We start from the raw sequence: 21,661 nt of genomic DNA on the forward strand, positions 1-21,661 counted from the left end.
CGAGGGGGCGGAGCCGACGCGCCGCCGCCCCCACCCTTGTCGAACGCCCGGCGCGATCACACCTGCTCCAGCCGTGGCCGTGTCCCTCCGCGGGACGGCCCTGGAGTCGAGACATGCGCCGCTCCGTCGGCCTCGCCCTGCTCTGCGCGGCCGCGCTCGCCGGTCCGGCGCGCGCCGAAACCCCCGAGACCCCGTCCTTCTGGGACCTCAAACCCGCGGAGCTGCGCGCGCTCGTCGCCGCCCCGCAGGTGATGGTCACCCGCACGGCGACGGGCTTCGACGCCTATTGCCGCTGCCCCGTGGTGCTGCGGCCGAACGAGATTCCGGAGGCGATGAAGAAGGCGATCATCGCCGTCGAGGATCGCCGCTACCTGGAGCACGGGGGCGTCGACCTGATCGCCCTCGCCGCCGTGCTGCGCGGCGGCCTGAGCCGCGGCGGCAGCACCATCCCGATGCAGCTCCTCAAGAACCTCGTCTTCCACGACCTCCAGGGCCGGGACTTCCTCAGCAAGCTGGAGCGGAAAGGCTCCGAGGTCTGGCACGCCGGCACCTTCGACGGTGCCGTGGGCAAGCAGGAGCTGCTCGCGGCCTACCTCAACCAGATCGAGTTCGGCGGCCGCGAGATCGTCGGGCTCTACCGGGCGAGCCGCCACTATTTCGGCAAGGAGCCGCGCGACCTGACCCTGTTCGAGTGCGCGCTCCTCGCCGGCATGGTGCAGGCGCCCGCCCGCTTCAACCCGCTGAGGGAGGCGACCCGCGAGCGCGCCTACGCGCGGGCGCGCCTCGTCCTGCGCCTGATGGTCGAGCAGGGCAGGATCAGCGAGGCCGAGCGCCTGCGGGCCGAGCGGACCGGGGTGCGGCCCGGGTCGATGCCGGACTTCGCGATCCAGGCCCAGCCCTTCACCGAGTGGGTCGTGCAGAGCTTCGCGCCGCGCACCATGCAGGAGGGCGAGACGCTCCGGTTCTTCGTCACGCTCGATCCGCGCTTTCAGCAGGCGGCCGAGGCGCGGCTCGCCGAGATGGCGGGCAGCGGCGCGATCCCGCCCGCCTACGAGGCCGGGGCCGTGATGATGAGCCCCGACGGGCGGGTGCGCGCGATGATCGGCGGCCTCGATTGGGCGCGCCGCCCCTTCAACGCGGCCGTGAAGACGAGCGTTCAGCCCGGCTCGACCGCGAAGCTGCCGCTCCTCGTCGCGGCCTGCGAGGCGGGCCTGTCGCCGGAGAGCCGGGTGCTGGACCTGCCGCTGACCGACACGTGGCCGTCCAACGGGCATCTCGGCTACCGGGGCGAGACGACGCTGCTGGAGGCGGTCGCCTCCTCGCGCAACGCCGCGTCCGTGCGGCTCGCCCGGGAGATCGGGGTGCCGCGCGTGGCGGAGGCGAGCCGCCGGCTCGGCCTCGATCCGGGGCCGAACCCGGATGCGGGCTTCGTCCTCGGCTCCTACGCGACGAGCGTGATGGCCGTGACGGCGGCCTACGCGGCCATCGCGAACGGCGGCTACCGCGTCGCGCCGACCGGGGTACTCGCCGTGGTCGACGGGCGCGGCCAGGTGCGGGCGCGCTTCCTCGACCCGGCGCGCGCGCGGGCCGTCCCGGCGCGCTGCATCCCGCCGACCCGCCGCATCCTGCGCGAGGTCGTGCGCTCCGGGACCGGCCGCAACGCCGGGCTCGGCTCGCGGGAGGCCTACGGCAAGACCGGCACCTCCACGGGCAATGCCGATGCGTGGTTCGTCGGCTGGAGCGAGGGGCGGGTGCTGGGCGTCTGGATGGGACGGCGGCGGGACGCCGCCGGCGAGGTGCTGGCCGGCAAGGACGCGCCCGCCGCATATTTCCGCCGCGTCGAGACGAGCGTGAGCGAGATCGTCGAGGCGCGCGCCGGCCGGGCGCGCGGGCCCGCGCGCGAGCCCCCGCCCGGCCGCGTCGCGGCGGGACCGCGCCGGGCGGCCGAGGCGCGCCTGTCGCCGCCGGCCCGGCCGGCGCCCGGCCCGCGCGCGCCCCTGCCGCTGCCGTGGGAGCCCTGGTGAGGCGCGATGCCGGTCGGCCTGATCGTCCCCCGCCGGCCCGATTCTGCGCCGCGGAGCGGGCCCGATCCCGATGACGTCCGGCATGTCGTGAAAACTTGAATGTATCCTGCGCAATTCGGCGCGTCGCGACGGTCACGCGAACCCGCAGACCCCGGACCAAGGTACGAGAGGTGGCAGCGCTGCCCAAGTGTGCAGGCGCTGTTCGGCCCCTTGTCGCCGGCATCGGCAGGCAACACACCTAGGAGAGCGTTCAGCCGGAGGAACTTCATGCCGAACCGGAGCTATATCGTGCGAAAGACACACGATGGCTGGAGCGTTCACGCGGCCAAGACGAATGAACCAGTCCGCCTGAATGGGCGAGAGCAGACCGGCATGTCGCGCGAGGCTGCGGCCGAGCTTGCGAACTCTCTTGAAATGCTCGCGGTCGTGCAGGAATTCCGCGACGAGCGCCCGGTCACCAACCCGCACACTCTCCATTGAGGGGCCGGCGCGCGAGCACCCGGCGGAGGATTCGGACCTCGCGGCCGGAGCGCCGGGCCCGGTGCCGGTCGGTGCCGGGCCGCACGCCCTCGGCCGGGCCGCGTGCTAGCCTTCCGGGTCTCGATCGACCCCGGAGGAGGGTGACATGCATCGTGAGCAGCCCACGCCGCGCCCGCGCCGGGACGAGCTTCGGGACGACGCGCTCGATCACGTGGCGGGCGGTGCCGGGTCGCAACAGGCTCCCGTCGGCGCGCGACCGACCGGCGCGGGCGCCGGCAGAGCGACGTTCACCCCCTTCACGATCACGAGGCTGAACGACAAGGCGACGCCGTAGCGGGCCAAAGAAATGCCGGCGCGGGCATGGCCCGGCCGGCAGTGGGACCGAAACGGGAGCCGGATGGCTCCGACGGTCCCAATGCGGGGTCGCGCCGGCGCGTTCGCGCGCGGGGGCGGAGATCCGTTCGCCAGCGTACCGAAGCGCTGCGGGCTGCCCGCGGCGCCCGGCGGCCCGGCGACGGCCGAGCCCGCCCGGAGCGGAGCCCCTGCGCGGCCGCGCGGCGCTTGACCGAGCCGACATCCGCATGGCCGAAATGGGAGATGGCGACGCAATCCGCCGGATGTCGCATCAGGGCTCGCGCGGGTGCTGCGCCTCGATCGCCGCGGCGAGATCCGCGTCGGCGACATCCTCCTCCCACCCGGCGGGCAGGCTCAGCCGGACCGAGTGCGCGCCGCCCGAGGGCGTGCACACCACCGCACGCCTCCCGTCATCGCGGCGCGTCGCGAGGGCACGATCCGCGGTCTCGGCGCGATCCGCGGTCTCGGCGAGACCCGCATAGGCTTCGAGGCAGGTCCAGGCGGTGCCGTCGCCCGTGGTCACGCTCCGCTCACGCGTCATGGATTCGTCCCGGCGATGGCCGCCGGCGCCGCGAGGGAGGCGCGGGCCGAGCGGTGATGGATGAAGACGCCGCCCGCCCCCTCCCGGAGGTGGCGGTGGCGCGGCGCGTCGTCGACGAGGACGTCGCCCGCCCGGCAAGGGTGCCGCTCGTCGGCCGCCATGCAGGTGATGATCCGCGTGCCGGGGAAGTGCCGGGCCGCGCCCATCGCCGCTTCGGCGCCCGGGCCAGCGCGGCCCAGAACCGGGCGAGGTCGTGGCGGCGCTCGGACTCCCGCGGCGGGCAGCCGCGCATGCGGGTCGCCCCCGCGTCGACATCCGCCAGCACGCCGTCGCAGTCGAGGAAGAGGTGCATGGAACAGGGCAACGCCCTCGCGCGCTGGCGGATCCCGGGCCCGCCCCGTCCGCCCAGGCGAGAGGTTCATGCACCACGTCGTCCTCCTCGGTGATTCGGTCTTCGACAACGCCGCCTACGTGGGCGGCGGTCCGGACGTGGTGCGGCAGCTGCGCGCCGCCCTCGCGCCGGAGGGACGGGCGACGCTCTGCGCCCTGGACGGCGCGGTCCTGGCGGACGTCGCGCGGCAGCTCGCGGGGGTCCCGCCCGACGGGACGCACCTCGTGGTCAGCGCGGGCGGCAACGACGCCCTGCGGGCCTCCGCGCTGCTCGTCCGGCCGGCCGGCTCGGTCGCCGAGGCGGTCGGCGCCCTCGCCGACGCGCGCGACGGGTTCCGGGCCCAGTACCGCGCCATGCTGGACGCGGTCCTGGCCCGCGGCACGCCGACCTGCCTCTGCACGATCTACGATCCGCGCTACGCGGACCCCGCGTATCGCCGCGTGGCCTCGGCCGCGCTGGCCGTGCTCAACGACGTCGTCACCCGCGAGGCCTGGGCGCGGGATCTGCCGCTGATCGACCTGCGCGTCCTCTGCGACGAGGACGCGGATTTCGCCAATCCGATCGAGCCCTCGGTCCGCGGCGGCGAGAAGATCGCGGCCGCGATCGCCGCGCTGGTCCGGGGCGAGCCGGTGCGCCGCGCCCCGCGCCGGAGCGGCCCTGAGCGGGGAGATGCGAGCCGATGAGCGCGACCCTGGTCCAGATCCTCCTCCCCCTCTCCGACAACGAGGGACGCCCCTTTCCGGGCTCCGCCTATGCGGGCGTGCGGGACGAACTCGCCGGCACCTTCGGGGGCGTGACCGCCTACAGCCGCGGCCCGGCCGAGGGCGTCTGGCAGGACGGGAAGGGGCGGTCGCACGACGACATCGTGGTATTCGAGGTGATGTGCGACGACCTCGACCCGGCTTGGTGGGCGCGGTACCGGCGCGAGCTGGAGGCCCGGTTCCGCCAGGACAGCATCGTGGTGCGCGCCCAGGCGATCCGGCTGCTCTGATCCGCTTCTCCGGACGATCACGTCCGGACAGCGTCTGCCAAGCCCGCACGGCGCGTGAGCGAAGCCCCAATCCGCCATCCCGAAGGGATCGAGCGGATTGGGTATGCCAAGCCCGCGCGGCGCCTGAGCGACGCCGACATCCGCATGGCCGAAATCGGAGATGGCGACGCAATCCGTCGGATGTCGCATGAGAGACCAAGGACCTGTCGACGTCCGTCACGCCGACCCTGCCGGAACCCGAGCGATGGCCCGAGGCCACCGGCCTCTCTGGCCCGCATGACCGCGAAGGTCAGACCACGGCCGGGCGATGCCGGCAGCCGGGCGGAGCGCGGTGTCCCGGCCTCGGCCCGGCACAAGACCCGAACACCCCCGAAGCCGGCCGCACGCAACCTCACTCGTGGCTCGGGCCGACCGTGTCGGCCGCGTGGGCGTCGCGAGTGCCGAGGGGCTTCGGCCGGCCGGTCGTGCTGTCGCGCACGGTCTGCCGCTCCATCTCGGCGTTGAGCTCGGCCCCGAGCAGCACGATCACGATGGAGAACCAGATCCAGGTCATGAAGCCGACGCCGGCCCCGAGCGACCCGTACATCCGGTTGTAGCTGTCGAAGCGCGCCACGTACCAGGAGAAGAGCGCCGAGGCGCAGACCCAGAGCAGCGCGGCGATGCCGCTGCCCCAGGTCACCCAGCGCCACTTGGCCTCGTGCCGGCTCGGGCCGTAGCGGTAGATCGCCGCGAGGCCGAGGCTGACCAGGACGAGGAGCGCCGGCCAGCGCAGCAGGCGCAGCGCCGCATCGCTGGCGTAGGATTGGAAGCCGACCTGGTTGAGCACGACCGGCAGGGCCACCACCATGCCGGTCGCCACCAGCGCGAACAGGACGCCCGTGAGGGTGAACAGGAAGGTGGTGGCGTAGAAGTGCAGGAGCGGGCGCTTCTCCCGCTCCTTGTAGATGACGTTGAGCGCGTCGAAGAGGGCGCTCACCCCCGAATTGGCGCTCCAGAACGCGACGAGCAGGCTCACGCCCGAGGCGGCGCCCAGCGCGCCCGTGCTCTTGCCGGCCACCCGGCTGAGTTCGGCCGCGAGGAGGTCGAGGACGGCCTGCGGCAGCAGCCCGGTGAGCAGGCTCAGGTGCTTGTAGATGGCGCCCGGATCCGCGACGAGCCCGTAGAGCGACACGATCAGGGCGAGCCCCGGGAAGACGGCGAGCAGGGCGAAGAAGGCGACCCCGCCCGCGGTCGCGAGCACGCGGTCCTGCGGCACCGACCAGGCCACGCGCCAGAGGATGTCGCCCCAGCCGCGCGAGGGGATCTCCGAGGGCTGCGCGGCGGTGCGGCCGCGGCCGGGCTCCCGGGCCCGGGCGAGGGCCCGCTCGCGCTCGGCCGCGTCCGGCCGGCGCGTGCCCACCGAGCGCCAATCCTGCCCGCCCTCATCGTCCGTCGCCATCGGCGAAAGGCCCCACCCGTCGAGAGAACCGGTTCGGCCCTGCGGAGTTCACCCAGGTCGGATCCGCCCGACGATCGTCCCGCCCCAGGCCGCCGCGATGCCGGACCCGTTCGACGTCTCCTTGAAGCACCTGAAGGGTTACCAGTTCCTGGTCGATTTCGGGACCGGGCTGCCGGACCTCCTGACCGACGAGCCGGACCCGATCGGGACGGGCGAGGGACCGAGCCCCGAGCAGATGCTCACCGCGGCCGTGGCGAACTGCCTGTGCGGGAGCCTCGTCTTCGCCCTCGGCAAGTACCGCCAGGAGGTGCGGGGCCTGGGGGCGACGGCGCGCTGCCGCGTCGCGCGCAATGCCGAGGGCCGCCTGCGGGTGGAGGCGATCGACGTCGAGATCGTCCTCGCCCTGGAGGCGGTCGAGGCCGACCGCCTCGACAAGGTCCTGTCGCAGTTCCGCAAGTTCTGCACCGTCTCGGAGAGCGTGGAGGCCGGGGTGCCGGTCCGCGTCACGCTGCGCGACGGGGCGGGCGGGCGCCTCGCCTGGCCCGCCGGCGATCCGCCCGCGGAGGCGGGCCGTTCCACGCCGTGAGGGAGTGCCGTGATGCAAGACACCGACCGCGAGCGCGCCGCCGAGCCCGAGGCGCTCACGCGCCTGTTCCTGGCGCGCGCGAATGCCGGCGACGTCGAGGGACTCGTCGCGCTCTACGCCCCGGAGGCCGTCCTGGCGGTCGGCGAGGTGGTGGCGCGCGGGCACGAGGAGATCCGCCGCTTCTACGAGGGTCTGCTGCGCAAGCGCTCCCACTTCCCCCCGGTCGAGACGCTGCCGGTCATCCGCACCGGGCCGGTCGCCCTGACGATGGCCCGCTCGGGCCGCGGCTCCCTCTCGGTCGAGGTCGCCCGCCAGGGAGAGGACGGGGCCTGGCTCTGGGTCATCGACCAGTTGAAGGTCGAGGCGGGCCCTCGCCAGGAATGAGCCGCGGCGCGGGGGCCGCGGCCCCCGCCCCGGTCAGTAGGACGGCACCCGGCCGTCGGGCGTGTAGCGGTCGACCGCCTGCGGGAGGTCGCGCGACAGGCGCTCGAGGAGTTCCTCCCGCGGCAGGCCGGTGCGCTGCGCCAGCACCTGCAGCACGTCGGGGCCGATCGCCTGTTCGAGCTGCTGGGGGCTGATCGGCTGGTTGGGGCCGTGACCCACCCAGGATTGCACCACCGGACCCTGCCCGGCCTGCTGGAAGCGCTCCAGCATCTCGCCGAGGCCGCTGTGCAGGAAGCCGCCCGGGCCGCCCCCACCCCCGCCCGCGCCGAGGCCGCCGAGGAAGCCGCCGAGGCCTCCCCCCTGCCCGGCCGGGGCGGGGGACGGCGCGGTCTGGGCCCCGCCGCCGAACATCTCGGCGAGCTTGTCCCGGTTCTGGTAGCCTGCCAGCGCGAGGAGGCCCAGAAGGGCCGTCATGGACGGATAGCCGTCGCTCATGTCTGCCTCTCCATCTCGGTGGCGCCGGCACGATCCGGCGCAGGGGCCTCTCGCTCAGTAATTGTAGTCGCGGCGGGGCGGGCGGCCCGGGCCGTAGCCGCCGGGTGCGACGCGGGCGCCGTAATCGACCTCGCGGCGGGCGTTGCGGGAGGCAATGTAGCGGCCGCCGAGGCAGCCCGCCACCGCACCGACGACGCCCCGGTTGGCGAGGTAGTGCCCGGCCACGCCGCCGATGATGGCGCCCTTGATGCAGCCCTTGGCCTCGGCCGCGCCGATGCCGAGGGCGCTGACCACGATCGCCGCCGCTGCCGTTCCCGCGAATCTCATTCCGCTCTCCTGTCCGTGAGAGCTGGGGAACGGCCCGCGCGGCCCTCCGTTCCGCCCGCCACGCCGTCGCGCAGCGCGTGGAGGAAGCGGGCGATGTCGGCCTCGTCGGCCCAGACGTGCGGGCTCAGGCGCAGGCGGCCGAGCCGGGCGCTGGCGAAGACCTGCCGCTCCCGCAGGAACGCGGCCAGGCGCTCGGCCTCGTCGCCGGGAAGGTGGATGCCGAGGATGTGCGGGGCGCGCAGGGCGCGCGGCGGCACCGGCAGGCCGAGCGCGGCGCATCCCTCCGCCAGGAGGTCCGTGAGGGCGCGCAGGCGCGCCGCGACCCCGGCCACGCCCCAGCCGGCGATCAGCCCCATGCCGGCGGCGGCCATCGGCAGGGCGACGGGATCGTCGCGCTCGCCCCTGTCGTAGCGCCGCGCCCCCGCGGCCGCTTGCGGCCGGTTGCCGCTGTTCTCCTCGAGCGGCACGCCGTCCTGCCGATGCGCCGCCGCGTACAGGAAGGCGAGGCTGTAGGGTCCCAGCGCCCACTTGTAGGTCGGGAAGGCCAGGAAGTCGGGCCGCAGCCGGGCGACGTCGATCGGGACGGCGCCGGCCGCCTGGGTGGCGTCGACGACCAGGGCGGCGCCCGCCTCCCGCAGGGCGGGCGCGAGCCGGTCGAGGTCGATGAGCGCGCCGTCCGCCCAGTGCAGCGGCGTCAGCGTCGCGACGCCGACCGGCGGCGCGCCGGGACGCGCGATCGCGCGCGCGAGCGCCGCCGTCCAGTCGCCGTCCTCGGGCCGCGCCACCTCCTCGACGACGAGGCCGCGCGCCTGCGCCAGCCGGTCCCAGGCGTAGCGGTGCGAGGGGAACTCGTCGGCCACCCGCAGGACCCGGCTGCCCGGCGGGGGCGCGAGGTTGCGGGCCGCCGTGGCCATGGCGTGGCTGACCGATCCGACGATGGCGACGTCCGCGGGGCCCGCGCCGATCAGGGCGGCGGCGGCCGCCCGGGCCTCCTCCGCCCAGCCCGCCGCCCGCTCACGGGGATGGGCCCAGGGTCTGACCTTGGTGAGCATGCCGGCCTCGCCGGCCTCGCGGACCGGCCGCGGGATCGGGGACCACGCCGCGGCGTCGAGGTAGCTCACCGCATCGGGGATCTCGAACAGGGGGCGCTGGCAGGGGAGCGGCTCGGTCATGGGCGTCCGGGATCTCCTCGGTGCGTCGCGGTCGCCCGCGCCTCGGCGCTCGGCCCGCGCCGACGCCCTCACCCCTGCATCAGGGCGGCGGCGAATTCGCGATCGGCCTCCTCGACCTGCTGCGCCAGCAGCCGCAGATAGCTCGCCGTCGCCACCGATCCGTGGCGGTCGACGTAGGTCTGGAACGCCACTTCGCTCATGGTCTCGAGGGCGACGGCCTCGTCGCAGCCCTTGCTCACGAGGTGCTCCAGCGCGAAAGCCCACGCTTGCTGGGCGCGCTCACGCTGCTCGACGATGCCCATGCCGCCTCACAGGGATGAGAATGCTCGGACCGCATGATGTCGGGCAGGCATGGTTAACAGGTCGTTAACGTCTCGCCCGCGCCCCGGCACGGCGGCGGGGCGGCGTGACGCCACCCCGTGGCAGCCCCCGGCGGCCGCCTCCAGCCCGGAACCGGCATTCGACGCAAGGCGAGACGACCGGCGAGACGACCGGCGAGACGACCGGCGAGACGACCGGTGAGACGACCGGCGAGACGACCGGCGAGAGACGAGACCCATCACGCGCCCTCGCGCGACGGCGGGCAATCCCGCTGATCTCTCCGCTTCCCCAGGCGGAATGCGGACCCGGCCCGGACCGCAGGCCTGAGCTCGGACGGCGCGTCGCACAGGCACTGCCCTCCGACGGGCCGGCCCGTCGGCACGGGCGTCGGGTTCTGCCTGATCGACCGAGCGAAGCTCCCCTCGTGCCGTTCTTCACGGCGTCCCGCCGGAACCCGGAATCTCGGATCCGGCGACAATTTTAGATGTCGCCCCAACGGCAAGATGAAAAATTCAGCGCAAGCTCGGCATCGGAGCCACGCGAGCCGCACGCCGATGACACGCTCAGGGACAGCCGAGAGAGCCCTCAGGGTCATTCACCGGGAGGGCGAACTGCTCCGTCACGGGCTCGCGGCGATCTGGACGGCATGCCTGGGCTACGCGGCGCTGCGGGCCGCGCGGCACCTCCTCGGCTGACGGGCGGCCGGTCGGGGAAGGCTTCGGATCGGCGCGCCCTCGGGCCGTTTCGGGAGAGCGGCGAGGCGAGCGACGGCGGCGGGCGCCGGTCACGCGCCCCGCCCCGCGCCCAGGCCAGGCACCGCTCCCGCGGACAGCTTATACCAAATCCGCTTGATCCCTTCGGGATGGCGGATGTGGGCTTCGCTCAGGCGCCGCGCGGGCTGGTGATCCGCTTGATCCCTTCGGGATGGCGGATGTGGGCTTCGCTCAGGCGCCGCGCAGGCGTGTGAGACGGGATCCGCTTGGATCAAGCGGATCCCGTATTATGCGGGCAGCGCCAACCCCTCGCGGGCGAACACCCTCTGCACCGCGGGGCGCGCGGCCATCCGCCGGGCATGGGCGGTCCAGTGCGGGAACAACCGCGCCATCTCGTAGCCGAGCGCCGGGCCGCGGCCCCAGATCCAGAACACCAGCAGGTAGGGGTCGGCCACGCTGTAGCGCTCGCCCAGGGCCCAGCCGCCGCGCGACAGCCCGACCTCGATCATGGTCCAGAGGTCGAAGCAGGCTTCCCGGCCCCTGGCCTGCACCTCGGCGATCGCCGCCTCCTCGCCGGCGTAGCGCTCCGCCCGCCGGACATGCGCGTAGGCGACGTGCACCGTCGAGGCGAGCCAGGCGAGCCACTCCGCGCAGGCCGCCTCCCCGCGCGGGTCCTCCGGCCAGAGACCCGCCTCGGGGAAGCGCCGGGCGATGTAGCGCAGCACGGCCGGGTTCTCGGTCAGCACCCAGGCCCCCTCGGCCAGCGCCGGCACCCGGCCCTTCTGGTTGATCGCCAGGTAGGAGGCCTGCCGCTGCTCGCCCGCCGCGAGGTTCACCCGCACCGGCTCGAAGGGCGCCCCGGTCTCCTCCAGCGCGACGTGCGGCGCCAGCGAGCAGGCACCCGGGGAATAATAGAGGCGCAGCGTCTCGGTCATCGCATCCTCCTCGGGGCGCGGTCAGAACGGGCTCACGGGAAAGAACCGCAGGTAGAGTTCCGCGTATTTCCCCTCGTCCCACAGGCGCTGCAGCGCGTCGTCGAGGGCGCGGGCGAGCACCTCGTCCTCCTTGCGGGTGACGAGGCCGATCCCCTCGCCGAAGTAACGGTTCTCCAGGTAGTCGCCCCCCGCGAAGGCGCAGCATCCGGCGGCGTCGACGCCGCCCAGCCAGAGGGCCAGCGCCACCCCGTCCGCGAAGAGGTAGTCGATCTCCCCGCGCTTCAGCGCCGCCTGCGCCGTGCCGAGGTCGGGAAAGCCGCGCGGGGTCGTGCGGAAGAACGCCTTCAGGTAGGCCTCGTGCGCGGTCCCCGCGACCACGCCGACGCTGCGGGTCGCGAGCGCCTTCGCGTCGGGCGCCGGCAGGCCCTTGTCGGCGCGGACGACGAAGCGGGCGGGCCAGCGGAAATAGGGCCGCGTGGCGAGGAAATTCGCGCGCAGGGCCGGAGTCAGCGGGATCGCGGCCGCCACCACGTCGCCCTCCTTGGCCGCGAGCGCGTCGAGCAGCGTGTCGAAGCGGCGCGCCTGCACCGTGCAGGTGAGGTTGAGCTTCTCGCAGGCCGCCCGGGCGAGTTCGACCGAGAAGCCGGTCGGGTTCCCGTCCGGTCCGGCGAAGTGCAGCGGCGGGTACTCGTCGTCCGTGATGAAGCGGACGGCGCGGCTCGTCTGCGGCGGCTCGGGCCGCTCCAGGCGCGCGCGGGGATTCCAGAAATTCGGGATCGTGACCGGCTCGGCCGCCCGGCCCGCGCCGCACCAGAGGGCGAGCGCCAGGACGGGCGCCAAGACGGGCGCCAAGACGGGCGCCAAGTTGGGCGCCGAGACGAGCCGCGTCCATCGCTTCCCTTGCGTCATGTCTCTCCCGGCCGTAAACCATCCACCAAGCGTGCGCGGGGCTGCCGGTTCGCTGTCGGCCAGGGGCTCCGTCCCACGCCGCTCGTGTAGCACGATCGATCGCCGCCGGGAGCCCGGGTGCCCTTCGCAGTGCCGGCCGCAGCGCATGCCGACGTCAGGCCCGAACTCTCCTTCCTCCGGGCCGAGGGCGTGCCGCTGGACGTCCTGACCCTGGCCGGGTGGATCGCCCGCTGCAGCGGAACCGACGGCGCCACGGCGCTGATCCGCAGCGGCCTGATGAGCGAGGAGGCCTATTACCGCGCCCTCGCGCGCGCCCTCGGCGCGCCCTACCTCGCGGGGGCGATCGCCCTCGGCCCGGGAGCCCGCTACCCGGAGAGCATCCTGGCGGGCGTGGCGCCGCTCCCGCCGGGCGGGGGTCCGGCCCTGGTGCGCGCCCCGCGCGGGGCCGAGATCGGGCACCTGCTCGCGGGCGGCGCCCGGGCCGGATCGGGGATCGCGATCACCGCGCCGGGCCGGCTGCGGGCGGCGGTGCTCGAAGCCTGCGCGCGGCAGGCGGCGCGCCAGGCCAGCGAGGCCCTGCAGCGCGCCGCGCCCGACTGGGCCTACCGGCCGGGCCCGAGCCCCGGGCAGTGCCTCGCCGCCTGCCTCGCGCTCGCGGCCGTGCCGCTCCTGTGGGACGCGCCGGGCAGCGTGCAGGGGGCCGCGGCGGCCGCCGTCAGCCTCCTGTTCCTCGGCATGACGGTCTTCCGCCTCGCCGCCCTGCTCGTGCCGCCCTGCCCGCTGCCGGACCTGCCGCGGGCCGAGGATGCCGACCTGCCGGTCTACACGGTGCTGGTCGCCCTCTCCCGGGAGGCGGCGATCGTGCCGGACCTGATCGCGGCCCTGGCGCGGCTCGACTACCCGGCCACCAAGCTCGACGCGAAGATCGTGATCGAGGCGGACGACGCGGAGACGGCCGGGGCGCTCGCCGCCCGCGCCCTGCCGCCCTGGATCGAAGTCATCGTCGCCCCGCCGGGCGAGCCGCGCACGAAGCCGCGGGCGCTCAACGTCGCCCTGCCCCTCGCCCGCGGGACCTACCTCGCCGTCTACGACGCGGAGGACGAGCCGCACCCCCTGCAGCTGCGCGCGGCGGCCGCGCTCTTCGCGCGGACGTCCCCGCGGACGGCCTGCCTGCAGGGCCGGCTCGTGGTCGACAACGCGGAGCAGTCCTGGCTCACCCGCTGCTTCGCGCTCGAATACGCGGCCCTGTTCGACGTGCTTGTGCCGGCCCTGGCGGCGTGGCGGCTGCCGATCGCGCTCGGGGGCACCACCACGCATTTCCGGACCGAGGCGCTGCGGGCCGTGCATGGCTGGGACGCCTGGAACGTCACCGAGGACGCGGATCTCGGCCTGCGCCTGAGCGCGGCCGGCTACCGCGTCGGCGACCTGCCGCTCCCGACCGGGGAGGAGATGCCGAGCCGCCCGGGGCGCTGGCTGCGGCAGCGGACCCGCTGGATGAAGGGGTTCGTGCAGACCACGATCACCCATGCCCGCCGGCCCGTCGCGACGGCCCGCGCGCTGGGCGTGCTCGGGACGCTGGCCGCGCTCGCCCTGGTGCCCGGCGCCGTCGTCTCGGCCCTGGTCTACCCGGCCGCGCTCCTCGTGGCGGGCTGGCGCCTCCTGGTGCAGCCCGCCGAGCCGGATCCGAGCTTCTGGACCAACATGGTCACGGCGCTCGGGATCGAGCTGTTCGGCGCCGGCTTCGCGGCGATCGCCCTGCCCGCCCTGCTCGGCTGCCTGCGCCGCGGCCGGCCGGACCTGATCCCCTGGATCGCCGCGCTGCCGGCCTACTACGTCCTCGTCAGCCTCGGGGCGTGGCTCGGCCTCGCCGAGTTCTTCGTCGCGCCGTTCCGCTGGAACAAGACCGAGCACGGCCTCGCCCGCGCGGCCCGCCGGAGGCGCCGGGCCTCGACCGCCTCAGAGCTGGCGGGCGAACTCCGCCGCGGCATCCGCCGCCGGCCGCATCAGGTTGAGTGACCCGACGAAGTTGTTGCGCGCGTCCATGATGTAGACGAGCGCCGTGTGCTCCATCGTGTAGTCGCCGTCCTTGAGCGGCACCTTGCGGCTGTAGACCCGGTAGGATTTCAGCGTGCCGGTGACGGCCTCGGGCGTGCCGGTGAGGCCGACGATGCGCGGGTCGAAACTCGCGAGGTACGCCTTGAGGGCTTCGGGCGTGTCGCGCTCGGGATCGACCGTGATGAACAGCGCCTTGGCGTCGCGGCCCTTCGGCCCGAGCGCCGCGAGCACGTCCGAGATCTGCTGCAGGGTCGTCGGGCAGACGTCGGGGCAATGGGTGAAGCCGAAGAAGACGAGGTGCGCCCGCCCCGCCACGTCCTTGTCGGTGACGGGGCGGCCGTCCTGGTCCACGAGCGCGAAGGGGCCGCCGACGCCGCTCGCCGGGACGGTCGGGCGGCCGAGCATCGCCGAGGCGGCGAGGCCGAGCGCCGCGAGGCCGAGCACGAAGGCGACGAGCGGGATCGCCGCGCGGCGCATGGCGGGGGAGAGGGGCATGGCGGGTCCTCGCGCGAAGGAATAACGCCGCCACACCACGGCGGGGCGGCCGCCGCAACGGGGCACGCCGTCGCCCCGCCGCCCGCGCAGCCCAGCCCTGCATCGCGCGGGGTCCGGTTGCGCCGCGCCCTCGCCTCTCCTATCGGTCCGGCCCTGCGCCCGCGCGCCCGACGAGACGACCCCGATGGCCGACAAGCTCTCCTTGCCGAAGGACAGGATCCGCGTCCTTCTCCTCGAAGGCATCAACGACAGCGCCGTGTCGCTGCTGAACGCCGCCGGCTACACCAACGTCACCCGCCTCGCAAAGGCGCTCGACCCGGCGGACCTGCGCGAGGCGCTCAGGGGCACGCATCTCCTCGGCATCCGCTCGCGCACGCAGCTCGACGAGGGCGCCTTCGAGGCCGCCGACCGGCTGATCGCGGTGGGCTGCTTCTCGGTCGGCACCAACCAGGTCGACCTGCAGGCGGCGCGCCGGCGCGGCATCCCGGTCTTCAACGCGCCGTTCTCGAACACCCGCTCGGTGGCCGAGCTCGTCATCGGCGAGATCGTGATGCTGCTGCGCCGCATCGTGCCGCGCTCGGTCTCGGCCCATGCGGGCGGCTGGGACAAGTCGGCGGCGAATTCCTTCGAGGTGCGCGGCAAGACGCTCGGCATCGTCGGCTACGGCAATATCGGCTCGCAGCTCTCGAACCTCGCCGAGGCGATGGGCATGCGGGTGATCTTCTACGACCTCACCGACCGCCTGCGCCACGGCAACACCGAGCCGGTCGAGACCCTCGACGACCTGCTCGGCCAGAGCGACGTCGTCTCGCTGCACGTGCCCGAGACGCCCGCCACCCACACCATGATCGGCGAGGCGCAGATCCGGGCGATGAAGCCCGGCGCCTACCTGATCAACAACAGCCGCGGCACCGTGGTCGACCTCGACGCGCTCGCGGGCGCGCTGCGCGACGGCCACCTGCGCGGCGCGGCGGTCGACGTCTTCCCGGTCGAGCCGAAATCGAACCAGGAGCGCTTCGTCTCGCCGCTCCAGGGCCTTGAGAACGTGATCCTGACGCCGCATGTCGGCGGCTCGACCGAGGAGGCGCAGGAGCGGATCGGCGCCGAGGTGGCGCGCAAGCTCGTCGACTACTCGGATATCGGCTCGACGTTCGGCGCGGTGAATTTTCCGCAGGTTCAGCTCGCCGCGAGGCCGCTCGGCACGCGCTACATCCACGTCCAGCGCAACATCCCGGGCATGCTGCGGCGCCTGAACGACGTCTTCGCGCGCCAGGGCATCAACATCGCGGCGCAGTTCTACCAGACCGACGGCGAGGTTGGGTACGTGGTGATCGAGACCGACGCGGTGGAGGGCGACGCCGAGGCGCTGCTGGAGGAGATCCGGCAGCTCGAGGGCACGATCCGGGCGCGGCTCCTCTACGAGCGCCGCTGAGGCGCGCGGCGGCCGGAACCGGCGGGAGGGCGGCGGCTTGATCGCTCGCCCGTCCCGGAGGCCCGACCATGCCGATCCGCGCCCTTCTCGCCCTCAGCCTGACCCTCGCCGCCGGCGCGGCGGCCGCGGAAGGCGCGACCCCGACCTCCTCCTCGCCGGAGCAGTGGCAGCGGGAATGCGCCTCGCGCGCCGACGCGCTGAAGCTCGGCGGCGGCGAGCGCGACACCTACCTGCGCGAATGCGTCGGCGGCGAGCGCCTGGACAGCCAGCCCTCGCCCGAGAAGTCGGCCAAGCCGTCGCGCTGAGGCCCGGGGCGGCTTCTCGGGGGACCGGGATGGTCCGGCGATCGCGTCTCGCCAGCCCCCGGCAGCCGTCACCAGCCCGGGACGGGGCGAGCCGGGACCTGCGGCGCGGGCGCGCTCGGCCAGGAGAGGCCGCCGCTGAAATGCCAGCCCTTGCCGTCGTGCGTCGCCACGACGGGGGGCAGCGGCGCCGTGGGCCGGATCGGGAACGGGGCGCCGCCGCTGACCTCGTCCAGGCTCTCGTCGCCGAGTTCCCGGTCCCGCGCCTCGCCCGCGAGCTCCGTGGCGAGGGTTGCCGTGAAGACGCTCATCCTTCTCTCCCGCTCGTTCCGGCGCGGCGCCGCTTCGATGGGGAGACCATCGCGCCCCGGAGCCCGAGCCGCCGTGCGGTCCGGCACGGGATCGACGGTGCGCGATCGGATTGCCCGATTCGGCCGGTGCACGCGAACCGGTCCCGGCCCGGGCCGAAGCTTGGCCGACACGAAGCTTGGCCGGCACGAAGCTTGGCGCGCGAGTCCCGGGCGGCCATGTCCGGCGGCCGCCCGGGACTCGCGTCAGACGCTGTCCGGACGATCACGTCCGGACAGCGGATGCCAAGCCCGCGCGGCGCTTGCGGACGCCGAGATCCGCATGGCGAAGCAATCCGTCGGATGTCGGATCAGTCCTTGAGATCCTTCTCGATGTCGGCGAGCAGGGTGAGGTGCTCGCGGATCTGGGTCCGGGCGAGCTTGGCCACCGCGAGGTTCTCGCGGTCCTTGCCGCCGGCGAGGTAGGCTTCCTGGATCCTGAGCAGGGCCTGGTGGCCCTCGATCTGGCCGCGAATGTACTCGAGGTCGAAGGCCTCGCCGGCCTTGGCCTGTTCCAGCTTCTCCAGCTTCGCCTTGCCGCCGGCGTCGATCTGGCCAGTCACCTCGGGTTCCGCCGGGGCCTTCACCTGGCCGCTCGCCGGCGTGCCCTGGTCGCGCATCGCCTTGAGAACGTCGGCGATCGTCTCCTGCTCGGCGACCTCGAAGCGGGCGAATTCCTTGACGTCGTCGTCCTTCGCCTTGGTGAGGGCGAGGCGGCTCGCCGCGAGGGCGAGGGAGCCGGCGGCGAGCGTGTCGGCGATGTGCTTGGCCTCCGCCTCGCCGATGCGGGCGCCCGCATTCCCGGTGGCCTGGGACGCGGAACTGGGCGCGTTCTGCGCGAGGGCCGTGCCGATCAGCGACGGGACGGCGACGAGGGTGGCGAGGGTCGTGAGCGCGAGACGACGGTCCATGGGGCCTCTCGAACGGTTGCGGGCGCGCCTGAGCGCCGGGACCGGCACTCGCGCCCGGCCCAACCGCGCGTCCGGGGCCCCGGTTTCAGCGTCGCCGTCCAGGTCGGGTGCGACCGGAGCGCGCGACGGCCGCTCACCACGGGCGCGGGCCGGCCCCCGCGGCGGCGACCGAGACGCGCCCCGGCCCCTCCCCGAGGCCCGCCGCGTCGAGGCTGCCGCGCAGGAAAGGCGGGCCCTCGGGCTCGCCCCCGGCGAGGGCGGGGGGCAGGGCGACGGGGCCGGGCGGCAGCGGCGGCGGCAGGGTGTCGAGGCGGCGGAGGCCCGGCCCGTTCAGGCCCAGCAGCCCCGCGGCCGCGGCGAGCTGCAGCGTCAGCGCGTCGCGCTCCGTGACCACCGCCGCCGCGGCGACTTCGGCGTCGGCGAGCTCCGCCCGCAGGTTGAGCTCGTCCAGGACGGTGCGGAACCCCGCCCGGCGCTCGACCGAGAAGCTCCGCACCGTCTCGCGCAGGCGCCGGACCCGCTCCAGGAGCCGCTCGGCCTGCTCGCCGATCGCCCGGCGCCGGGCGTGCAGGGTGCGGGCCGCCGTGAGCGTCGTCAGCTCAAGGTCCTGGGATTCGTAGGCGCGCTGCAGCGCGAGGGCCGAGGCCTCCTCGATGCGCGGATAGGCGCCGGGCTCGTAGAGCGGCAGCTTGGCGACGAGGCGCGTCGTGGTGTCGTTGATCTGGTCGAGCGCCTGGCTGTAGTTGAGCACTGCCGAGCGGGAGAATTGCAGGTTGACCTGGGGCAGCAGCTCGGCCCGCGCGGCCCTGGCCTGGGCGCGGGCCGCGCCGGCATCGAGGCGGGAGGCCGCGAGGTTGGGATTGGCCCGCTGCACCAGCGCCGCATAGGCGTCGGCGCTCGCCGGAAGGTTCGCGGGCAGGCGCGGCTGCGCCATCCGCTCGGGCTCCATGCCGGTGAGGCGGCGGAATTCGAGCCGCGAGGCGGCGAGGTCTGCCCGGGCCCGGTCGCCCTGCGCCTGCGCCGCGTCCTCGCGCGAGCGCGCGAGCGCCACATCGGTCTGCGTCGCGTCGCGGACCTCGAACTGCCGCTCGGCCTGCTGGCGGATGCGGGCGACGGCGGCGACCTGCGCGTCCCGGTAGGCGAGGCTCCGCGCGTCGCGCAGCACCGCGAGGTAGGCGACGCCGGTGTCGAGCAGCACCTGCTGGCGCTTGCCCTGGCTGACGAAGCGCCCGGCCTCCGCCAGGCCCGTCGTCGATTCGAGCGTGTGCCAGCGCTTGAACCCGTCGAAGAGCGGCAGGTCGAGCTTGAGGCCGAGCTGCGTCGGCGCGCTGCGGGGCGTCGAATCGATGCCGATCTGCGTCGGCGCCGCGTTGGGCGAGTAGCTGTACTTGCTGTCGAGGGGCCTGTCGGCCGAGAAGCTGATGCTCGGCATGAAGGCGTCGAGGGCGCCGCGCCGGCGCGCCTCGGCCCCCTCCTGGCGCGCGCGGTCCGCCTTCAGGGCCGGGCTCTGGTCGAGGGCCGCCGCCCCGGCGGCGTCGAGGCTCTGGGCCGCGCCCGGTCCCGCCGTCCCGCCGACCAGCGCCGCGGCGAGGGCGAGGACGGCGCATCGCTCGAACGGGATGGGGCGTCGCGACATCCGGCCTTCCGCAGCAGAGGGCCGACGCGCGGACAATCCCCGGAACGGGATGACCGAGGGTCGGCGCCCGAGACCTTGCGCAAGTCATGCTTAAGACCGTCTTAAACCCCAGATTCCGGGGCGGGCCGGGCAGAGGACGCGGCCCTGCGGCGGGCTCAGGCGAGGACGAGCAGGAGCGACAACTCGGCGGTGAGCACCGGACGCGCGCGGCCCTGCGCCTCCAGGGTGGCGCGCAGGCGCAGGGCCGCGCGGCCGTCCGGCAGCGCGGCGACCCGCGCGAGTTCGTAGCTGCCCCGCAGCAGGCTCCCGGCCGGGACCGGCGCGAGGAGCCGCACCTGATCCGCCCCCATATTGACCACCGCGCGCACGGCCGGGTGCGGGGGCAGAGCCTTGGCGGCGAGGGCGCCGGCGAGCGCCAGGGTGAGGTAGCCGTGCGCCACCGTCCCGCCGAACGGGCCCTCCGCGGCGGCCCGGACGGGGTCGACGTGGATGAACTGGTGATCGTCGGTGGCCGCCGCGAAGGCGTCGATGCGGCCCTGGTCGATGGCGGTCCAGGGGGAGACCGCGACGATCGTGCCGATGCGCGCCCGCAGGGCGTCGAGGAGCGAGGCGGCGTCCCCCGGCCCGGCGGGCGGCTCACGCGGCGCGGAAGACGAGGCTGGCATTGAGTCCCCCGAAGGCGAAGGAGTTCGAGAGCGCCGCCGGGATCGGCATCGGGCGGGCCGCGCGCGGGATCGCGTCGAAGGCGAGGTCCGGGTCCGGCTCGGTCAGGGTCTTGGTCGGCGGCGCCACGCCGCGCCCCATCGCCAGCACCGTCGCCACCGCCTCGATCGCGCCCGCCGCCCCCAGCGCGTGGCCGGTCGCGCCCTTCGTGGAGGAGGTCGGCGGGATGCGGTCGCGGCCGAACACCGCCCGCATCGCCTCGATCTCGGTGCGGTCGTTGCTGCGGGTGCCGGTGCCGTGGGCGTTGACGTAGGCGACGTCCGCGGGCGCGAGCCCCGCATCCGCCAGGGCCTCCCGCATCGCCTGCGCCATGCCGGCGGCGCTCGGCGCGACGATGTCGCCCGCATCGGCATTCGCCGCGAAGCCCGCGAGGACGGCCCGCGGCCGCGCGCCCCGCGCGCGCGCGTGGGCCTCGCGCTCCAGCACCAGGATCCCGGCGCTCTCCGCCAGGACCAGGCCGTCCCGGTCGCGGGCGAAGGGGCGGCAGCCGGTGCGGCTCAGAATCTTCATCGCCTCCCAGGCCCGCAGGGTGCCGTAGGAGAGCGGCGCCTCGGTGCCGCCCGCCACCACCACGTCCGCGAGGCCGGCGCGCAGCAGCAGGAGCCCCATGCCGAGGGCGTGGCTGGCCGAGGCGCAGGCGCTCGCGGTGACGAAGCACGGCCCCCTGAGGCCGAAGGCCAGGGAGACCCAGCTCGCCGAGGAGCTCGTCATGGCGCGCACCACCGAGAACGGGTGCGGGCGCTTGCCGTCCACGAAGACGCGCCGGTACTGCTCGTCGAGGCTCATCAGCCCCCCGCCGCCGTTGCCGAGGACGACCGCCACCCGCCCGCGATCGACCGCGCCCTCGCCGAGGCCGGCATCCGCGAGGGCCGAGCGGGTCGCCGCCACCGCCAGGAGGGCGGCCCGGTCGCAGGCGCCCGGGTTGGGGACCGGGAGGTCCGCGAAGTCGATCGCGGCGTCGATCTGTCCGACCGGGATGTCGCCCTCGGGATATTCGCGCGCCGGCGTGAAGCAGCTCCCGGGCGAGACCAGGCTCGCCCAGAAGCTCTCGGGGTCGAGGCCGCCGGGCGCGGCCACCCCGAGCCCCGACACGACGACCCGGGTCACGCCGCCTTCTCCTTCGAGGCCAGCGCGCCGCGGATCAGCGCGATCACGTCCCCGAAGGTCATCTCGCCGATCGGCCGCTCGTTGGCGTTGAAGCTGACCTCGACGCCGAAGCGGTCCTCCACCTCGAAGACGAGTTCGACGAGATCGAAGGAATCGATCTGCGCCTCCTCCATCGTGGTGGTCAGGGACCAATCGGCCCCCTCGTTGCGGGCCTGCTTGCGGACGATCTCGAGCAGGATGCGCTCGATATCTCCGGTGGAGTATGCCGAAGCGGAAGGAATGGTCTGCATGGCCGGTCTCTCAGATGTCGTGACCGGCATTCTCAATGAGGCGGCGCCTTGGGCAAGTTCATTAACGCGAAAGTAACGGGTTTCGCGCCCAATGGTAAACGACGGACAGGAAATGACGGCTCCGACGAGCGGAGTCGGTAGTTTTCCGCGCTTGAATGCTGTCAGGTGACGTCGTGGAAACGGGCGGCGGTCGACAGAGACCGTGCGGCGGGGCGGCGCCCCGTCTCCCCTGACAGGAGAGATCATCATGACGAAGCTCGACCTCGCGGCCCTGAAGGCGATCTCCGGCGGCACCTGCGCCC

26 protein-coding genes are annotated in these 21,661 nt (G+C 74.4%); 10 read left to right on the forward strand and 16 right to left on the reverse strand.

Annotated features, from left to right (window positions below; genetic code table 11):
• Positions 1 to 113 precede the first annotated feature (113 nt).
• From MET2598_RS0104545 to MET2598_RS0104555, 3 genes are all read left to right on the forward strand, one after another.
• Positions 114 to 2,024 (forward strand): transglycosylase domain-containing protein, encoded by a 1,911-nt coding sequence (locus MET2598_RS0104545; protein WP_018260021.1) that lies wholly within the window; start codon positions 114 to 116, stop codon positions 2,022 to 2,024.
• Between the two features lie 267 nt (positions 2,025 to 2,291).
• A complete protein-coding gene (locus MET2598_RS0104550) occupies positions 2,292 to 2,504 on the forward strand; it encodes a hypothetical protein (protein WP_026190507.1) in 213 nt (70 codons plus the stop codon).
• A 145-nt stretch (positions 2,505 to 2,649) separates the two neighbouring features.
• A complete protein-coding gene (locus tag MET2598_RS0104555; RefSeq protein ID WP_012333560.1) occupies positions 2,650 to 2,838 on the forward strand; it encodes a hypothetical protein in 189 nt (62 codons plus the stop codon).
• A 291-nt stretch (positions 2,839 to 3,129) separates the two neighbouring features.
• Here MET2598_RS0104555 and MET2598_RS0104560 read toward each other — a convergent pair whose 3' ends face one another.
• A complete protein-coding gene (locus tag MET2598_RS0104560) occupies positions 3,130 to 3,399 on the reverse strand; it encodes a hypothetical protein (RefSeq protein ID WP_012333559.1) in 270 nt (89 codons plus the stop codon).
• The gene (locus MET2598_RS42610) at positions 3,396 to 3,605 is read right to left on the reverse strand and encodes a hypothetical protein (RefSeq protein WP_018260024.1); all 210 of its coding nucleotides are present in this window, start codon (positions 3,603 to 3,605) and stop codon (positions 3,396 to 3,398) included. The genes MET2598_RS0104560 and MET2598_RS42610 overlap by 4 nt, the downstream gene beginning before the upstream one ends.
• Before the next feature lie 214 nt (positions 3,606 to 3,819).
• On the opposite strand from MET2598_RS42610, the gene MET2598_RS0104570 reads away from it, so the two are divergent.
• Together MET2598_RS0104570 and MET2598_RS0104575 are read left to right on the forward strand one after the other, a co-directional pair.
• Entirely contained in the window at positions 3,820 to 4,473 is a 654-nt protein-coding gene (locus MET2598_RS0104570; protein ID WP_012333558.1) for an SGNH/GDSL hydrolase family protein, read from the forward strand.
• The gene (locus tag MET2598_RS0104575) at positions 4,470 to 4,781 is read left to right on the forward strand and encodes a hypothetical protein (protein ID WP_012333557.1); all 312 of its coding nucleotides are present in this window, start codon (positions 4,470 to 4,472) and stop codon (positions 4,779 to 4,781) included. The genes MET2598_RS0104570 and MET2598_RS0104575 overlap by 4 nt, the downstream gene beginning before the upstream one ends.
• Before the next feature lie 391 nt (positions 4,782 to 5,172).
• Here the strand turns inward: MET2598_RS0104575 and MET2598_RS0104580 are convergent, their stop codons facing one another.
• The gene (locus tag MET2598_RS0104580) at positions 5,173 to 6,219 is read right to left on the reverse strand and encodes a YihY/virulence factor BrkB family protein (RefSeq protein ID WP_012333556.1); all 1,047 of its coding nucleotides are present in this window, start codon (positions 6,217 to 6,219) and stop codon (positions 5,173 to 5,175) included.
• 97 nt (positions 6,220 to 6,316) lie between these two features.
• Here MET2598_RS0104580 and MET2598_RS0104585 point away from each other — a divergent pair, with 97 nt between their 5' ends.
• Together MET2598_RS0104585 and MET2598_RS0104590 are read left to right on the forward strand one after the other, a co-directional pair.
• Positions 6,317 to 6,805, forward strand: a complete 489-nt coding sequence (locus MET2598_RS0104585; protein WP_018260025.1) for an OsmC family protein — start codon at positions 6,317 to 6,319, stop codon at positions 6,803 to 6,805.
• Positions 6,806 to 6,817: 12 nt separating this feature from the next.
• Positions 6,818 to 7,189, forward strand: a complete 372-nt coding sequence (locus MET2598_RS0104590; RefSeq protein WP_012333554.1) for a YybH family protein — start codon at positions 6,818 to 6,820, stop codon at positions 7,187 to 7,189.
• A gap of 33 nt (positions 7,190 to 7,222) precedes the next feature.
• Here the strand turns inward: MET2598_RS0104590 and MET2598_RS0104595 are convergent, their stop codons facing one another.
• The 6 genes from MET2598_RS0104595 to MET2598_RS0104625 form a co-directional block, all read right to left on the reverse strand.
• Positions 7,223 to 7,684: a YidB family protein gene (locus tag MET2598_RS0104595; RefSeq protein ID WP_018260026.1), complete on the reverse strand. Its 462-nt coding sequence runs from the start codon at positions 7,682 to 7,684 to the stop codon at positions 7,223 to 7,225.
• 54 nt (positions 7,685 to 7,738) lie between these two features.
• Positions 7,739 to 8,011, reverse strand: a complete 273-nt coding sequence (locus MET2598_RS0104600) for a hypothetical protein (RefSeq protein ID WP_012333552.1) — start codon at positions 8,009 to 8,011, stop codon at positions 7,739 to 7,741.
• Positions 8,008 to 9,183: an aminotransferase class V-fold PLP-dependent enzyme gene (locus MET2598_RS0104605; protein WP_018260027.1), complete on the reverse strand. Its 1,176-nt coding sequence runs from the start codon at positions 9,181 to 9,183 to the stop codon at positions 8,008 to 8,010. The genes MET2598_RS0104600 and MET2598_RS0104605 overlap by 4 nt, the downstream gene beginning before the upstream one ends.
• Positions 9,184 to 9,251: 68 nt before the next feature.
• A complete protein-coding gene (locus MET2598_RS0104610; protein WP_012333550.1) occupies positions 9,252 to 9,485 on the reverse strand; it encodes a hypothetical protein in 234 nt (77 codons plus the stop codon).
• 1,019 nt (positions 9,486 to 10,504) lie between these two features.
• The gene (locus MET2598_RS0104620) at positions 10,505 to 11,152 is read right to left on the reverse strand and encodes a glutathione S-transferase family protein (RefSeq protein ID WP_012333549.1); all 648 of its coding nucleotides are present in this window, start codon (positions 11,150 to 11,152) and stop codon (positions 10,505 to 10,507) included.
• Between the two features lie 21 nt (positions 11,153 to 11,173).
• Positions 11,174 to 12,061: a transporter substrate-binding domain-containing protein gene (locus tag MET2598_RS0104625; protein WP_012333548.1), complete on the reverse strand. Its 888-nt coding sequence runs from the start codon at positions 12,059 to 12,061 to the stop codon at positions 11,174 to 11,176.
• Between the two features lie 117 nt (positions 12,062 to 12,178).
• Between MET2598_RS0104625 and MET2598_RS0104630 the strand changes: the two genes are divergently transcribed.
• Positions 12,179 to 14,077 carry a glycosyltransferase family 2 protein gene (locus MET2598_RS0104630; protein ID WP_018260029.1) on the forward strand — a complete coding sequence of 633 codons (1,899 nt, stop codon included), beginning with the start codon at positions 12,179 to 12,181 and terminating at the stop codon, positions 14,075 to 14,077.
• On the opposite strand, the gene MET2598_RS0104635 is transcribed toward MET2598_RS0104630, so the two are convergent.
• On the reverse strand, positions 14,018 to 14,611 hold the full coding sequence (locus MET2598_RS0104635) for an SCO family protein (protein ID WP_018260030.1): 594 nt from the start codon (positions 14,609 to 14,611) through the stop codon (positions 14,018 to 14,020). The two genes, MET2598_RS0104630 and MET2598_RS0104635, sit on opposite strands and share 60 nt — an antisense overlap.
• 184 nt (positions 14,612 to 14,795) lie before the next feature.
• On the opposite strand from MET2598_RS0104635, the gene serA reads away from it, so the two are divergent.
• A complete protein-coding gene (gene serA / locus MET2598_RS0104640) occupies positions 14,796 to 16,043 on the forward strand; it encodes a phosphoglycerate dehydrogenase (protein ID WP_018260031.1) in 1,248 nt (415 codons plus the stop codon).
• 68 nt (positions 16,044 to 16,111) lie between these two features.
• Positions 16,112 to 16,348, forward strand: a complete 237-nt coding sequence (locus MET2598_RS0104645; protein WP_012333544.1) for a hypothetical protein — start codon at positions 16,112 to 16,114, stop codon at positions 16,346 to 16,348.
• Between the two features lie 68 nt (positions 16,349 to 16,416).
• Here the strand turns inward: MET2598_RS0104645 and MET2598_RS0104650 are convergent, their stop codons facing one another.
• The 6 genes from MET2598_RS0104650 to MET2598_RS0104675 form a co-directional block, all read right to left on the reverse strand.
• On the reverse strand, positions 16,417 to 16,656 hold the full coding sequence (locus MET2598_RS0104650) for a hypothetical protein (RefSeq protein ID WP_012333543.1): 240 nt from the start codon (positions 16,654 to 16,656) through the stop codon (positions 16,417 to 16,419).
• A 347-nt stretch (positions 16,657 to 17,003) separates the two neighbouring features.
• Positions 17,004 to 17,603: a DUF4142 domain-containing protein gene (locus tag MET2598_RS0104655; RefSeq protein WP_012333542.1), complete on the reverse strand. Its 600-nt coding sequence runs from the start codon at positions 17,601 to 17,603 to the stop codon at positions 17,004 to 17,006.
• 133 nt (positions 17,604 to 17,736) lie between these two features.
• Positions 17,737 to 19,239 (reverse strand): TolC family protein, encoded by a 1,503-nt coding sequence (locus MET2598_RS0104660; RefSeq protein ID WP_018260032.1) that lies wholly within the window; start codon positions 19,237 to 19,239, stop codon positions 17,737 to 17,739.
• 155 nt (positions 19,240 to 19,394) lie between these two features.
• On the reverse strand, positions 19,395 to 19,904 hold the full coding sequence (locus MET2598_RS0104665; RefSeq protein ID WP_018260033.1) for a MaoC family dehydratase: 510 nt from the start codon (positions 19,902 to 19,904) through the stop codon (positions 19,395 to 19,397).
• Positions 19,876 to 21,069 (reverse strand): beta-ketoacyl-[acyl-carrier-protein] synthase family protein, encoded by a 1,194-nt coding sequence (locus tag MET2598_RS0104670; protein ID WP_018260034.1) that lies wholly within the window; start codon positions 21,067 to 21,069, stop codon positions 19,876 to 19,878. The genes MET2598_RS0104665 and MET2598_RS0104670 overlap by 29 nt, the downstream gene beginning before the upstream one ends.
• Entirely contained in the window at positions 21,066 to 21,359 is a 294-nt protein-coding gene (locus MET2598_RS0104675) for an acyl carrier protein (protein ID WP_012333539.1), read from the reverse strand. The genes MET2598_RS0104670 and MET2598_RS0104675 overlap by 4 nt, the downstream gene beginning before the upstream one ends.
• Positions 21,360 to 21,661 lie beyond the last annotated feature (302 nt).

It is taken from the genome of Methylobacterium sp. WSM2598 (assembly GCF_000379105.1).
Lineage (GTDB): Bacteria > Pseudomonadota > Alphaproteobacteria > Rhizobiales > Beijerinckiaceae > Methylobacterium.